The 14,229-nt window shown below is 39.0% G+C and carries 10 protein-coding genes; 7 read left to right on the top strand and 3 right to left on the bottom strand.

Features of this window, described 5'->3' with window-relative positions:
• Positions 1-798, top strand: coding sequence for an SDR family oxidoreductase (locus tag G9H65_RS08040; protein ID WP_166374838.1), 798 nt, complete (start codon positions 1-3; stop codon positions 796-798).
• Here G9H65_RS08040 and G9H65_RS08035 read toward each other — a convergent pair.
• Positions 795-1,988, bottom strand: coding sequence for a nucleoside permease (locus G9H65_RS08035; protein ID WP_166374837.1), 1,194 nt, complete (start codon positions 1,986-1,988; stop codon positions 795-797). The genes G9H65_RS08040 and G9H65_RS08035 overlap by 4 nt on opposite strands.
• Before the next feature lie 307 nt (positions 1,989-2,295).
• Here G9H65_RS08035 and G9H65_RS08030 point away from each other — a divergent pair, with 307 nt between their 5' ends.
• Positions 2,296-2,766: a DUF3592 domain-containing protein gene (locus G9H65_RS08030; RefSeq protein WP_166374836.1), complete on the top strand. Its 471-nt coding sequence runs from the start codon at positions 2,296-2,298 to the stop codon at positions 2,764-2,766.
• 55 nt (positions 2,767-2,821) lie between these two features.
• Complete coding sequence (locus tag G9H65_RS08025) at positions 2,822-3,652, top strand: inositol oxygenase family protein (RefSeq protein ID WP_166374835.1); 831 nt, start codon at positions 2,822-2,824, stop codon at positions 3,650-3,652.
• Between the two features lie 70 nt (positions 3,653-3,722).
• On the opposite strand, the gene G9H65_RS08020 is transcribed toward G9H65_RS08025, so the two are convergent.
• Positions 3,723-4,232 carry a nuclear transport factor 2 family protein gene (locus G9H65_RS08020; RefSeq protein WP_166374834.1) on the bottom strand — a complete coding sequence of 170 codons (510 nt, stop codon included), beginning with the start codon at positions 4,230-4,232 and terminating at the stop codon, positions 3,723-3,725.
• Positions 4,233-4,248: 16 nt separating this feature from the next.
• The gene (locus G9H65_RS08015) at positions 4,249-5,478 is read right to left on the bottom strand and encodes a serine hydrolase domain-containing protein (RefSeq protein ID WP_166374833.1); all 1,230 of its coding nucleotides are present in this window, start codon (positions 5,476-5,478) and stop codon (positions 4,249-4,251) included.
• Positions 5,479-5,633: 155 nt separating this feature from the next.
• Between G9H65_RS08015 and yidD the strand changes: the two genes are divergently transcribed.
• The 4 genes from yidD to G9H65_RS07995 all read left to right on the top strand — a co-directional run bounded on the left by yidD (position 5,634) and on the right by G9H65_RS07995 (position 14,215).
• A complete protein-coding gene (gene yidD / locus G9H65_RS08010; protein ID WP_235927481.1) occupies positions 5,634-5,837 on the top strand; it encodes a membrane protein insertion efficiency factor YidD in 204 nt (67 codons plus the stop codon).
• A gap of 456 nt (positions 5,838-6,293) precedes the next feature.
• On the top strand, positions 6,294-9,293 hold the full coding sequence (locus G9H65_RS08005; RefSeq protein WP_166374831.1) for a SusC/RagA family TonB-linked outer membrane protein: 3,000 nt from the start codon (positions 6,294-6,296) through the stop codon (positions 9,291-9,293).
• A gap of 46 nt (positions 9,294-9,339) precedes the next feature.
• Positions 9,340-10,809 (top strand): RagB/SusD family nutrient uptake outer membrane protein, encoded by a 1,470-nt coding sequence (locus G9H65_RS08000; protein WP_166374830.1) that lies wholly within the window; start codon positions 9,340-9,342, stop codon positions 10,807-10,809.
• 103 nt (positions 10,810-10,912) lie between these two features.
• The gene (locus G9H65_RS07995; RefSeq protein WP_166374829.1) at positions 10,913-14,215 is read left to right on the top strand and encodes a VCBS repeat-containing protein; all 3,303 of its coding nucleotides are present in this window, start codon (positions 10,913-10,915) and stop codon (positions 14,213-14,215) included.
• The last annotated feature ends 14 nt before the right edge of the window (positions 14,216-14,229 follow it).

The following is a 14,229-nucleotide window of genomic DNA, read 5'->3' as shown; positions in this document are numbered from 1 at the left end:
ATGAAATTTACCGATCAAGTTGTTTGGATCACAGGTGCATCTTCAGGCATTGGTGAAGCTTTAGCACAGGCCTTTGCGCAAGAAGGAGCACATTTGGTTTTATCAGCAAGAAGAGAAGATGAGCTCCAGCGTGTGGCGAATCTTTGTCAAGTGTATGGCCATTCCGTCTTGGTTTTGCCTTTTGATATGACCCAATTGGATCAACATGATTTAATGCTTGAAAAGGTCGTGGCTACCTTTGGGCGTATCGATGTTATGGTCTTGAATGCAGGTGTGAGTCAACGATCCTTTGTAGAGGATACGCAATTGGAAGTATATCGAAAATTGTTTGAAATCAATTTCTTTTCCATCGTGGCTTTGACCCAGAAGTTGTTACCCTTATTTAAAAAACAAGGTTCTGGGACTTTTGTCCCGATCGCTTCTGTTGCTGGAAGAATCTCAACACCAAGGAGAGGAGCCTATGGGGCATCCAAGCATGCTTTGATTGGTTTTTTTGATTCGGTACGGGCAGAAGTTTACGACTATGGAATTCACGTTTGTACCATATTGCCAGGTTATATCAAGACAAATATCTCCTTGAATGCCATGAACGAACATGGAGAAGCCTATGGTAAAATGGATCCCAATCAAGCGAAAGGCTTAGATCCTAACATCACTGCTCAAGGCATCGTTCAAGCCGTTTTTGAAAAAAAGAAAGAATATTTTATCGGAGGAAAACTGGAAGCGCTCGGTTTATTCGTCAAGCGCCTCAGTCCATCATTATTGTTTTGGATGATCAGAAAGATCAAAAATACTTAAGCACTCGCTGCTTCTTTTTTATCACTAAAGAATAGAATAAACAAGACTAATACAAGTCCTGCTATGGCCGCTGGAACCATCCAAACGGCTTGCCAATCATGTATTCCATTCACGGTATAATGGTCTAATACGATTCCCGACAATTTGGAACCAATACCCATACCTACACCATAGGTGGCCAGTGTAATTAACCCTTGTGCCGCGTTTTTCACTTTCTCGCCCGCTTTTTGATCGGTATAGATTTGGCCCGTCACAAAGAAAAAATCATAACAAACTCCGTGTAAAATAATACCAATGAACAAAATCCATTCTGAACTGATTCCATCTCCATAACCAAAGCAAAGGAAGCGGATTACCCATGCAACCAAACCAACGATTAACATTTTTTTAACTCCCAAACGAGTAAATGCCAAAGGAATCAATAACATGAAAATAACTTCAGAAGCCTGTCCAAAGGACATTTTATTTTCTACATTTTGCATATGCGAATCTGTCAAGGAAGGATTTGCCATGGCATAGTAAAATGATAAAGGAATGCAGATCAAAATAGAGGAAACAAAGAAGATTAAGAAAGAACGATCTTTGAATAATTTCAAGGCATCTAGTCCGATGATTTGAGCTATCGAAGAGTTTTTATCTGCTTTAGGAGGAGTATCTGGTAAGAAAAAGGCATAAATCCCCAAGATAAATGAACTAATCATGGAGATTTGGAATATGGCCACCTGATCTCCTAAAGCTAAAAATCCAATGATATTGGTCACCACAATCCATGCCACAGTTCCTGTTACTCGTATACTCGGAAATTCTTTTTCTGGATTATTCATTTGGTTCATGGCGATAGAATTTGACAAGGCTAGGTTAGGAGCAAAGCAAAGCGTATAGGCCAGGATATACCAAAAGAAAGTTTCAGGGTCTTTATTTTGACTTAAGAAAAACAAGATGATACCACCCAAAATATTTAAAACCCCCATCACTTTTTGGGCAGAAAAAAAACGGTCAGCAATTAATCCCACAAAAAACGGGGCTGTGATACAAGCTATCGAAAATGTGGTATAAGCATTACCTACTTGATCTCCAGTGGCATGTAGCGTCGTTAACAGGTATTTACTCATTTGACCATACCATGATCCCCATGAAAAGAACATTAGGAACATCATGACCATCAACTGAATTCGAGTACTATTTTTCATTTTGCCGTTTATTGAGTGAACCAAAAATACAAATTTGAATGAATTTTACTTCTTTTAGAAAATATTTTTTAGGCTCATTCGGTGATAAATTTGAACTCTTTAATTAATGATTTTACATTTTTTTGATTTCTAGCCCAAAAATTTAAACCTCAAAAATTGAAATGTAACAAAATATATCAAAAAATAGCCCTAAAAAGGATTATCTGTCTTTTGTTGGCAACTCCTTAAGTATTTGATTTTCAGTGATATTTGTTGTTAGTTTGACCAATATTTAGGTATTGAATTACCTTTTTATTGAATAGTCACTATGGAGTTAAATTTCGTTTTTTTGATTTCAGCTAGGCCAACAGGCAATTTTCAGGGCTCAACAGCTTTGTTCATGGCTCTATTTGCTATCATAGCTTTAGTCCTTATAGGAGTAGGTGGAAGGTTATATCAAAAACGTAAAGCTTGGATTGAACATAGTAAATTAACTTACGGTAAGGTCGTTGAGATTTCTCGTCGCTACGCACGTGGAGACCATGCTGGTCGTTTTCCAATTTATTTCCCTATAGTATCTTATCAGGTAAATGGACTCGAATTTCGTCGGGAAGCTGAACGAGGTTTGATGAAAAATTATGAGATTGGTCAGGAAATACCCGTTCGTTATTTATCTGAAAAGCCTTATGAAGCCTCTTTAAATGAGCAATCTGTGCCCGTTTTGAGTCCCAATGTGTTTTTTATCCTTGGTATACTGATGTTAATCAGCGCGATTATTTTATCAGTAATACATCCCTAATTTTTATTTTTAAAATCTTAGTTAGTAATTTGTATTCCAAATTATGTAAAGCACCATGGAAACTACTATTGCCAAGGAAAAAAGTGAGTTTAGAAATTACGAGCAGGGAGATATTACTGCTGCAGTTAAAGAGCATTATAGAAAGATGCGTTCGCGTCAAACCTATGAGTATGTTCAAAGGATGAAGAAAAAGTATTTGACTTTTGAGCGCCCTATGGACTTATGGGATATGATGGAGCGTTTGAATGCCTTGGTGGACGTAAGTGATCCAGATTTGAATCTTCCTAATGTGATACACTTATTGCAAACAGCTGAAGGACTTCGTGCAGAAGGCCGCCCAGATTGGATGCAATTGGTAGGTTTGATTCACGATTTGGGTAAAGCCATGTATTTATTTGGTAGTGATGAAGATGGTACTTCTCAAGCCGAGCAGTGGGGATTAGTTGGTGATGTTTTTGCCGTAGGATGTAAATTCCCTGATTCTTGTGTTTACCCAGAATTCAATGCTTTGAATCCTGATTCCTTAGTGGACCTATACAATACTGATTTAGGGGTATATGCTCCTGGTTGTGGTTTAGATAATTTGGAATTAGCTTGGGGACATGATGAGTACTTGTACCAAGTATTGAAAAACCATAAAGACAATAAAATCCCTCATGCAGGTATGGTGATGGTTCGTTATCACTCATTCTACCCTTGGCATACAGGTGGTGCTTACAAGCAGTTTATGACTGCTGAAGATGAGCAGTACTTAGATTGGATCAAGGATTTTAATAAATATGATTTGTATACCAAATCTCCTAAAGTGCCTGATTACAACGAATTGAAGCCATATTATGAGCCAATCGTAGAGAAGTACCTAGGAAAAGGTCCTATCTATTGGTAGTTTCATGATAGATATAAATAAAAAAAGGTCTGAATTTTTTCAGACCTTTTTTTATGGAGTAGCTGTTATTTTACCAGCCATCATCCTTTTTAGGTTTTACCGCTTTCTTTGTTGCACTGGCAGGAGTCTTCCCAGTTATTCCAGCCGATCCTTTTACCTGTACATCGTGGTCTACCCGACTGAATACGCGGCATACTATTTTCCATTCATCGTTGACTTTTAACAAACTCAATAAGTCAATGTATTTGAAATCTTGAAATTCTAATTCAACTGTCGCAGTTGCAGAAATGCCAGCATAGGAATAGCTTATTAATTTGGTCGTTGCTTTAGCTCCACCTGCTGGTGTATTTCGAATGAAGTTTCTAACAGGAAAATCTTGGATTTTACCCGTGCCAGCATTGAAGGTTCTTAAAATGGCCGTTGGGTGGAAGGCTTTACCCAATGAAGCAGTATCTCCTTTAGTGATACCATCCAAATAGGCATTGACTGTGTTTTTAATGGCATCGTCGTCTTGTGACCAAGCCAATGTACTAAAACATAGGCAGGCTAGACAGGTGAGTAAAGTAGTTTTGATTTTCATGATTTTGTCATTTTAATTAAATGCCACCCGTAAATTCCATGGGTAGAGATTCCCCTTTCATGAAAAGTGCAGTTTTTTCGGGATATAGAATCGATTGAACGATGTTTACTTTGCCCAAAGAATGGTTGGCCATATTTCCTAAAATGATGATGGCCGAATTGTCTTTGGCATTGTGTAAATAATAATTTTTAAATCCATGCCACCAACCTGTGTGGTAAGTTAGCCATTCACCATTATCTAATTGGGTCAATCTCCAACCGAACCCATAGTTTTTAGGTAATACATTGGGAGTGCGGTGCTGTGGAGAAAATGCTTCTTCTAGCGTACTAAATTTAACAATAGATTCATCATTTAAGGCCATGTCCCAGTGATGCATGTCATCAACTGTCGAATAAATCCCTTTATCTCCTACCACGCCATCTAGGTGGTCAAAACCTACCACAGCGGGTTGTCCTCTTCTTGGAGAGTAACCGGTGGCAGCTGTTTTTAACATTTCTGGATGCATGGGGTCATACACAAAAGTGTTGTGCATTCCTGCAGGCTCAAAAATATGTTTCTTCAAATATCCACGGAAATCCTCTCCACTTAAACGTTCCACAATATGTGCCAAGAGCAGGTAATTGGTATTGTTATAGCTAAACTTGGCATTCGGTCGGTAGTCGATTCTAGGTTTCAAGCGAATCATCATATCCACCACCATTTTATTGGTCAATGGACTTTTTTTATCGTAAAATTTATCCAAGCAATAGGCATAATTCGGTAAACCTGAGCGGTGAGTCAATAAACTACGAATCGTTAGGCTAGAATCATAAGGGAATCCGGGGATATGCTTGTAGATAGGATCGTCGTAATTCAGTTGGTTTTTTTCTTTCAATTGCATGATGGCCACGGCGGTAAACTGTTTAGATACCGAAGCCAGTTGAAAATGTGTTTGAGTGGTTAAAGGATTTTTAGTGAAGTAATTAGCAAAGCCAAAAGCCTTTTTATATATGATTTTACCGTATTGGGATACGAGTACGACTCCATTGAAACCAGTTTTGGAATGAAGCTTTTGGAAAAAGGTATCTAATTTGACCGCCTTCTGTTTCGCTACCGAGGGATTGTATAAGGAAGCAATACTATCATTTCTTTTTTCCGTGGCTGAACTGAATTCAAATAAATGTCCTGGTTGATGAGAACAAGACAGAATCCCGATAAATGCACTTAGGGAGAATAAAAAGATGGATTTTGTGAGATTCAATTTCATGAACGGTTGGGTCTTTTTATGCTTCACAATATAGTAGAAATGTATAGTTTATTCAACTCAAATCCAGTAAAAACGAATAAAATTGGAGTAAAAAGACTTATTTTGGGAAATAATACATCAAAATGGGAATAATTTCTAATCTCGTAAGGCATTTCATGTTATTGCTACTTCGGCTTTACCAAGGAATGATTTCTCCCTTTTTGCCTAATGCTTGTCGTTATACTCCTACCTGTTCTGAATATGCCAAACAGGCTTTAATCAAACATGGAATCTGGAAGGGAAGTAAACTGGCTGCCAAGCGAATTTCTCGTTGCCATCCTTGGGGAGGTAGTGGCTATGATCCCGTGCCGGAGGATTAATATTTCAATCATTTAGAGTATACCGCATTGCTTTGGACTTAAATTTTCATTTAAAAAGAAAGGAATTAGGGCAAAAAATACGCATTTTTCAAAAATGAGTAGATATAATCAAAGGATGACTTTGGTCTAATTTTGTCATCGATTTACCTCATATTAAAGGGGTAAAATGATTCGCAAAGGGGATAAATGCGCATTTTTTTGGATGAGCTAATTTCTTACTTGGGGTGTTTTGAAATATCTATTATCCAATTTTTTTGTTGAATTATTCTACCTTTTACCGTTAAATCATTTTTTTTCTCGTTTATTCTTAGTTTTTTTGTAAAAATTTAGAAACAACAACGAACCATTATTGCGAGCTTACTCTGGTGTTCGAATACTTCAAAACATTCCCAATAAACTCTTGGTTGTTCTAAGTTATATAATCATTTATCATTTTAAACCCTTAATTAATCACCTATGATGCATTCTTACAAAAGAGTGGGTCGCCTAGTGCGATCAGGTGCATGCAATCTTGGCCTTTTACAGGTTTTTGGTGTTGCATTTGCACTATTATTGTCCTTGAGTTCTTACGCTCAGGATGCAGTTTCAGGGAAAGTGACTGATGCTAGCGATGGCTCAGGAATTCCTGGCGTGTCTGTCTTGATTAAAGGTACCACCAAAGGTGCTCAAACAGATGTTAATGGTAACTTCAAAATTAATGCTGCGTCCAATGCGACTTTGGTATTTTCTTTTGTTGGTTATTCTTCAAAAGAGGTTCCTGTTGCAGGAAAATCCGTTTTAGAGGTAAAGCTTTCACAAGAAGCTAGATCATTGGAGGAGGTAGTTGTAGTAGGTTACGGTACTCAAAAAAGAAAAGAAATTTCTGGAACAGTAACTAGTTTAGGTGCTAGAGATTTTAATGCTGGGGTTGTAACGAACCCACTAGCGGCTGCTCAAGGTAAAGTGGCAGGTTTGGTAATTACTCAATCGAGTGGTGACCCCAATGCTCGTCCTACCGTACGTTTGAGAGGTACAGGTTCATTGAACGCAGGTTCTGAGCCACTATATGTGATTGATGGCGTGATTGGTGCTCCTATTGAGAACATTGCTCCAGAAGATATCGCTTCTATGGACGTGTTACGTGATGCATCTGCGGCCGCTATTTACGGTTCTCGTGGAGCTAACGGTGTTATTTTGATCAACACAAAACGTGGTAAATCAGGTATTCCTACGGTAGATTACTCTACCTACGTGGGTAGCGAGTCTATTTCTCAGCGTCCAGAGTTGTTGAACGGTGCAGAATTTCGTGCTGCAGCTAAGAAATACAATCAGACTTTTGATGATCGTGGAGCTAATACGGATTGGTTAAAAGTGATTACCCGTAATGCTGTTTCTCAGAACCACAACTTAGGTGTTTCAGGTGGATCAGAAAATTTAGCGTATCGTGCTTCTGTTGGTTATTTAGACCAAATCGGTACTTTGATTGGGTCAGGTAAAAAGCGTTTAACAGGTCGTTTGAACTTAGACGCTAAAGCTATTGACGGAAAATTGAACATGAAGTTCAATATGTCTGCTTCTCAAACGGATGGTCAATTTACAGACAACCGTGCGATTGGTTTTGCCATGAACATGCGTCCAACAGATCCTGTGTACAATGCGGATGGTACGTATTTTCAGATTCCTGGGACATTTGCCAACTTCAATCCATTGGCTACTTTAGAAAACAGATCGAACAAGCAACGTTTGCATGACTTTTTGTTCAATGCACAAGCTGCTTATACCATTACTCCAGGTTTAGTATTCAACGTGTCAGGAACTTTACGTACTCAGACAGCAGATAATTCGGCTTTTGCTCGTTCTACTCCAGGTAACTTGTTGTTAACTGTAGGAGGTAACTCGGCTCAAAGATTCTTGAACTCGGTTACAGATCAGCAGTTAGAAGCTACGTTGAACTACACGAAGAAATTAAACGATGTGTCTAACTTGGTTGTTTTAGCTGGTTATACATATCAAGATGTAGTGAATGATGGTTTTGGTGCATCCAACAATAATTTCTTAACGGATGCATTTGAAGCGAATAATTTAGGAGCTGGTTTAGGTATCCGTTCTAACCCGAACTTATTAGGTTCTTACAAGAATGAGTACAAATTGGTTTCTTTCTTAGCTCGTGCCCAGTATAGCTTATTGAACAAATATTTCGCTACCATGAATGTGCGCCGCGATGGTTCTACTAAATTCGGAGATAACAATAAATGGGGTTTATTCCCATCTGTTTCTGTGGGTTGGGCAATCAGCGAAGAAGATTTCTTAAAAGGATCTAGTACTTTGGATAACATGAAAATTCGTGCTAGCTGGGGTAGAACAGGTAACTCGGAAGGTATTCGTCCCTTGTTATCTAAATCATTTTACGGAGCCAATGGTTCTTATTATGATGGAGCTGCGGACGACTTCTTACCAGCTTATGCTATTCAATCAAACCCAAATCCAAACTTGAAATGGGAAGTAAACGAAAACTACGGTGCTGGTATTGACTTCTCCATTTACAAAGGAAAGTTAACCGGTTCATTGGATTGGTATACGCGTCAAACAAAAGATATGTTGTACACCGTAAACGTGCCACAAGAGCAAGGTTATGTGTATCCATCGATGTTAGCGAATATCGGAACCATGCAAAACCGTGGAGTTGAATTAACCTTAACTTACCAGTGGATTGATAAAGGAGATTGGTCTATTTATTCAACGTTGGCAGGTTCATTTAACCAAAATGAAATTGTTAGCTTAAGAAATGATCAGTTTGCTGCGCCAGACCAAGTATTTTTATCTACTTCCTTAGGTAGCTTCATCCGTGGTACATCAGCGGTTAACTTCTCCGTGTTACAAGCTGGCCACCCAGTAGGAGAGTTCTACGGAGCTAAGATTGCTAAGATTGAAAATGGTAAATACGTATTCCAAGACCTTAATGGTGACGGTGTAGTAGATCCAAACGCAAAAGATAGAACGTATTTAGGAAATCCTAACCCTACTTTTGTAGGAGGTATTACAACCAACGTTCGTTACAAAGCGTTTGACTTCCAGTTCCAAGTAACTAGCCAATTAGGTGCGAAAATCGTCAACACGAACGCCTTATTGTTAGGACGTCAGGATGGACGTATCGCTGAATCAGGAGCTTTGAAATCAGCTTTGACATCTGTAATCAATGATGAGCGTACCATCCCAATGGACTATTATGTAGAGTCAGGAGATTTCTTCCGTATCAACAACGCTTCTTTAGGTTATACTTTACCAGTAAAAGGAGTATTCAAAAGAGCTCGTATTTATGTGGCAGGTAATAATTTAGCTGTATTCACTAGTTATACTGGTGTAGATCCTGAGGTTAGTCAAGCATTATCAATCGGTTCTGCTGCTCCAGGAATTGATGTTCGTGAGACGTATTACAAAACTCGTGCATTAACTGCGGGTATTAATCTTACGTTCTAGACATACAAATAGATTAGTTATAGACATTAATTAATATTATTGAAATATGAAAAAATACATATATAAAGTACTTTCAGTAGGTGTAATTTCATCGTTAGCCCTATCGTCTTGTACAGATTTAACTGAGCCAGTGTATGATGCTATTCCGGCAGATCAATTCTTGAAAACGGATGCACAGATTGCAGCGGCACTTGGACCTGCTTATGGAGGTTTGAGAGGTATTACATGGGATTGGTTCAATCCTAGTGAAGCGTCTTCAGATGAGTTAATTGTACCTACCCGTGGTGGTGACTGGTATGATGGTGGAGACTGGTTAGCTTATTCTCGCCATACTTGGACTCCACAACACGGTCCTATCAACGGTATGTGGGGATTCATTTTTGGTAACATTTCCCAAGTGAACCAATTGATTCCAGTAGTAAAAACAAATCAGAAAGCAGTAGATGAGCTTCGTGCTATCCGTGCATTCTATTACTTCATGGCCATTGACGCATTTGGTAATGTACCTATTATCACCGACCCTACTTCGAAAAGTGATACTAAGCCACGTGCTCAAGTATACGCTTTCATCAAGTCTGAATTGGAATCTTCGATTCCTAATTTAGTTGCAGGTAAGGCATATTCTCGTATGACAAAAGATGCAGCGACCATGTTGCTAGCTAAGTTGAAGTTGAACGCTGCGGTTTATTCTGGAACTGCGGATTGGCAAGGTGCTTATAATGCTGCTGATGCAGTTATTAAATCGACTAACAATTACAGCTTATCATCTTCTACGGCTTCAAACTTCATCGTTCAGAACCAAGGTTCAGGAGAGAATATTTGGACTATTCCTTTCGATAGCTTCAAAGCAGGTGGTATGAACTTCCAAATGAGAACACTACACTATGCGAATCAGCAGACATACGGTTTAGGTAACTCGCCTTGGAATGGTTTCTGTACGTTAGCAGATTTTTATAACTCGTTTGAATCCAAAGATTTACGTCAATCGATGTGGATCAAAGGTCAACAATTTGCTGCATCTGGAGCTCCTTTGACGGACGCTAAAGGAGCACCGTTGGCTTTCGTTGCTGATTTCCAAAAAGATCAGATGACGGATGCGGATCCTGAGTTCCAAATTGCGGGTATTCGTTCTCAGAAATATGAGATCCAACGCAATAACCCGAATGGTGACCAGTCAAATGACTATGTTGTTTTCCGTTTGGCAGATGCCATCATGATGCGTGCTGAGGCTGCTTTCCGTTTAGGAAATACAGCTCAAGCATTAGCTGACTTGAATAGCATCAGAACTCGTTCTGGCGTAGATCCATTAAAAGCGGTTACAGCTGAAGACATTTTAGCTGAGCGTGGACGTGAATTTGCTTGGGAAGGATGGAGACGTAACGATATGATTCGTTTCGGAACTTTCTCTCAAGTTCGTAAATTCATGAAAGTAACGGATAAATCGCGTGAATTATTCCCAATACCTCAACCACGTATTGACGCGAACCCATTGTTGAAACAAAACCCTGGGTATTAATTTATCATTTGTTGATAAAAAGGCAGAGCCCCTGGTTCTGCCTTTTTATTTTATTCTGTCTATTCCCTTTGTAATTTGCAGCCCTAATTAGAAATCCTTAAGCATGAAGCAGTATTTCCTGTTTTTTTCTTTTTCAATCGTCCTGTTTTCTTGTTCTACCAAAGAAGACACGCTATTCGAAGAACTACCTGCTTCCGAAACGGGGATCGATTTTGTCAATCGAAGTTTGGACAGAAAAGATTTCAATATCTTTAATTACAGAAATTTTTATAATGGTGGAGGCGTTGCCATCGGAGATGTTAATAATGATGGATTGTCTGATTTATTTGTGACATCTAATTTTGAAGACAATAAATTATACCTCAATCAAGGCAATATGCATTTTGAGGATATTACTCAAAAAGCAGGCATTAGCGGAAAAAAGTTTTGGTCTACAGGTGTTACTTTTGCCGATATCAATGGCGATGGTCTGATGGATATTTATGTGTGTAACTCAGGTTCCAGAGATCAACGAGGGAACCAATTATATTTGAATCAAGGCATTAAAGCGGGGATTCCCCAATACAAAGAAATAGCCAAAGAGGCAGGACTTGAGGATGGTGGGTTTTCTACCCATGCGGCATTTTTTGACTATGACCGCGATGGAGATTTAGATATGTATTTGCTCAACAATAGTTTTACGCCTATTGGTAAATTGGGATATATGAATTTGCGTGAACAACGCGATAAATTGGGGGGAGATAAGCTATTTAGAAATGATAGTGAAGGTCAAATCAAATTCACCGATGTTTCAGAAGAAGCAGGTATTTATGGAAGTTTGATTGGCTTTGGATTAGGAATCACCATTGGCGATGTCAACAATGACAATTGGCCAGATATATATATATCCAATGATTTTTATGAAAGGGATTATTTGTACATCAATCAACAGGATGGCACTTTCAAAGAAGACTTAGAGAAATCAATGCCCCACATTAGCTTAAGCTCTATGGGAGCAGATATTGCGGATATCAATGACGATGGTAACCTGGATATTTTTGTAACTGATATGCTGCCAGGGGATGATCGTCGCTTAAAAACGACCAGTATTTTTGAAGGCTATAACCTCATGGAACTGAAGCTGAAACAAGGTTTTTGGCATCAATACATGCGCAACAACCTACATTTAAATAATGGGGATGGAACCTTCAGTGAAATTGGCCAATTGTCAGGAGTACATGCCACGGATTGGAGCTGGGGAGCATTGATTTTTGACATGGACAATGATGGCAAAAAAGACATCTTTGTGGCCAATGGAATCGCCAAAGATTTGACAGATCAGGATTTTGTCGATTTTCTAGGTGACCGAAACACCATGCAACAAATGCTGAATGGGAAGAAATTTGACTATAAAGAATTTACCGATAAGATATCCTCAGTACCGATTCCTAATTATGCCTACCAAAATCAGGGTGAGCTAAAATTTACCAATCAAGTGAAAGCTTGGGGTTTAGAAGGTCCTGGATTTTCCAACGGTTCGGCCTATGGAGATTTAGATAATGATGGGGATCTGGATTTGGTTGTGAATAACGTGAATTCCCCTTTGTCTGTTTATAAAAATAAATCAACCGAAAAGCTGAAGCACCATTTTTTACGCGTTGCACTCAAAGGCAAAGCAAAAAATTTAAATGGAATTGGCGCTACGGTGACGGTTTATCAGCAAGGTCAAACCAAAATTTTGCAACAAATGCCTAACCGGGGCTTTCAGTCTTCATGTGACCATCAAATGGTCTTTGGGCTCGGAAATAAATCAATAATTGATTCGCTAAAAGTAGTTTGGCCCGATGATTCATATCAGGTGATTAAGTCAGTCAAAGTGGATCAGTTAGTCGTTTTGAATCAATCAGCTGCCAAGGATAAGTGGTCCATGAAGGAAGCTAATAGGCATTTGCTTTTTGCAGATGTGACTTCTGGTAATTTGAATTATCTACATCAAGAAAGTATTTTTAACGACTACGACCGAGACGTATTATTGAAGCAAAAGTTTTCTACCATGGGACCAGCCATGGCTGTGGGAGATGTGAATGGAGATGGACTGGACGACATTTATTTAGGGGGTGCGGCTGGTCAGGATAAAAAACTATTTATCCAGCAATTCTCTGGTGCATTTAAAGAATCTCAACAAGCCGATTTTGCTTTTGACAGAACCACCGAAAATACAGATGCGCTGTTTTTTGATGCGGATAAAGATGGCGACTTAGACTTGTTCGTGGTAACAGGCAGTAATGAATTTGAGATCAATGCACCTGAATTGCATGATTTATTGTATTTAAACAATGGCAAAGGCCAGTTTAAACGAGATACTCGCTTTCCAGCAATTAATGAAAATGGGTCATCTGTAGCAGCAGGAGATTTTGACCAAGATGGAGACCTCGATTTATTTGTAGGTACCCGCATGCTTTCGGCAAAATACGGATTGAATCCCGTGAGTAATCTGTATATCAACGACGGTACAGGTGGATTCAAAAATCAAAGTAAGCGCTATATGCCCCAGGTGTCTGAATTAGGAATGGTGACCGATGCTGAGTGGGTGGATGTGGATGGAGATCGTTATGTTGATTTAGTAGTAGCGCAAGATTGGGGTGCCATTAAGGTATTTAAAAATGAACGAGGAAGACAGCTTAGCTTGATGGAAGAAACAAAGGGCACAGCAGGTTTATGGAGTTCGATGAAGTCAGCGGATATTGATGGTGATGGAGATATGGATTTAATCCTAGGTAATATGGGATTGAACGCCAAGATCAAAGCTACGCTAGAGAAACCCGCCTTTTTACATGTGAACGATTTTGACAAAAATGGTAGCTATGAGCAAATCATTTCATGCATCACAGAAGATGGTAACACCTATCCGATGGTGCTTAAAGGTGAAATTCAACGTGCTTTGCCATTGATTAAAAAGAAATTTATCAAGTACAAGGATTATGCCAATAAGACCATAGAAGAATTGTTTGATGAAGATCAAAGACAAGATATGGTGACCAAACAAATTACCACGACCTCTTCCTCATTTATGATGAATGATGGCAAAGGCAATTTTACGCTTGTTGCCATGCCGGTGGAGGCACAGTTTTCTCCCATTAAAGCGATAGAAACCGGAGACTTTAATCAAGATGGCAAACTGGACATACTCTTGGCTGGAAATTTCTTTGATACTCTTCCTGAATGGGGAAGGTTTGATGCCAATTATGGCCTTCTTCTTTTGGGAAAAGGTCAAGGTAAATTCGATGTGCTTACATCTAAAAATTCTGGATTTAAGACCTTAGGCCAGGTTCGAAATATGGCCAAAATTAAATCAGCAAAACAAGGAATATTGCTGGTTTTAGCCAAAAACAATGAAGCCGCTCAGTTGTTTCAATGGAATAAATGACCTGTTTTTTATAC

It is taken from the genome of Aquirufa ecclesiirivi (genome assembly GCF_011250515.1).
Lineage (GTDB): Bacteria > Bacteroidota > Bacteroidia > Cytophagales > Spirosomataceae > Aquirufa > Aquirufa ecclesiirivi.
This window is presented reverse-complemented; position numbering and strand designations above follow the sequence as displayed.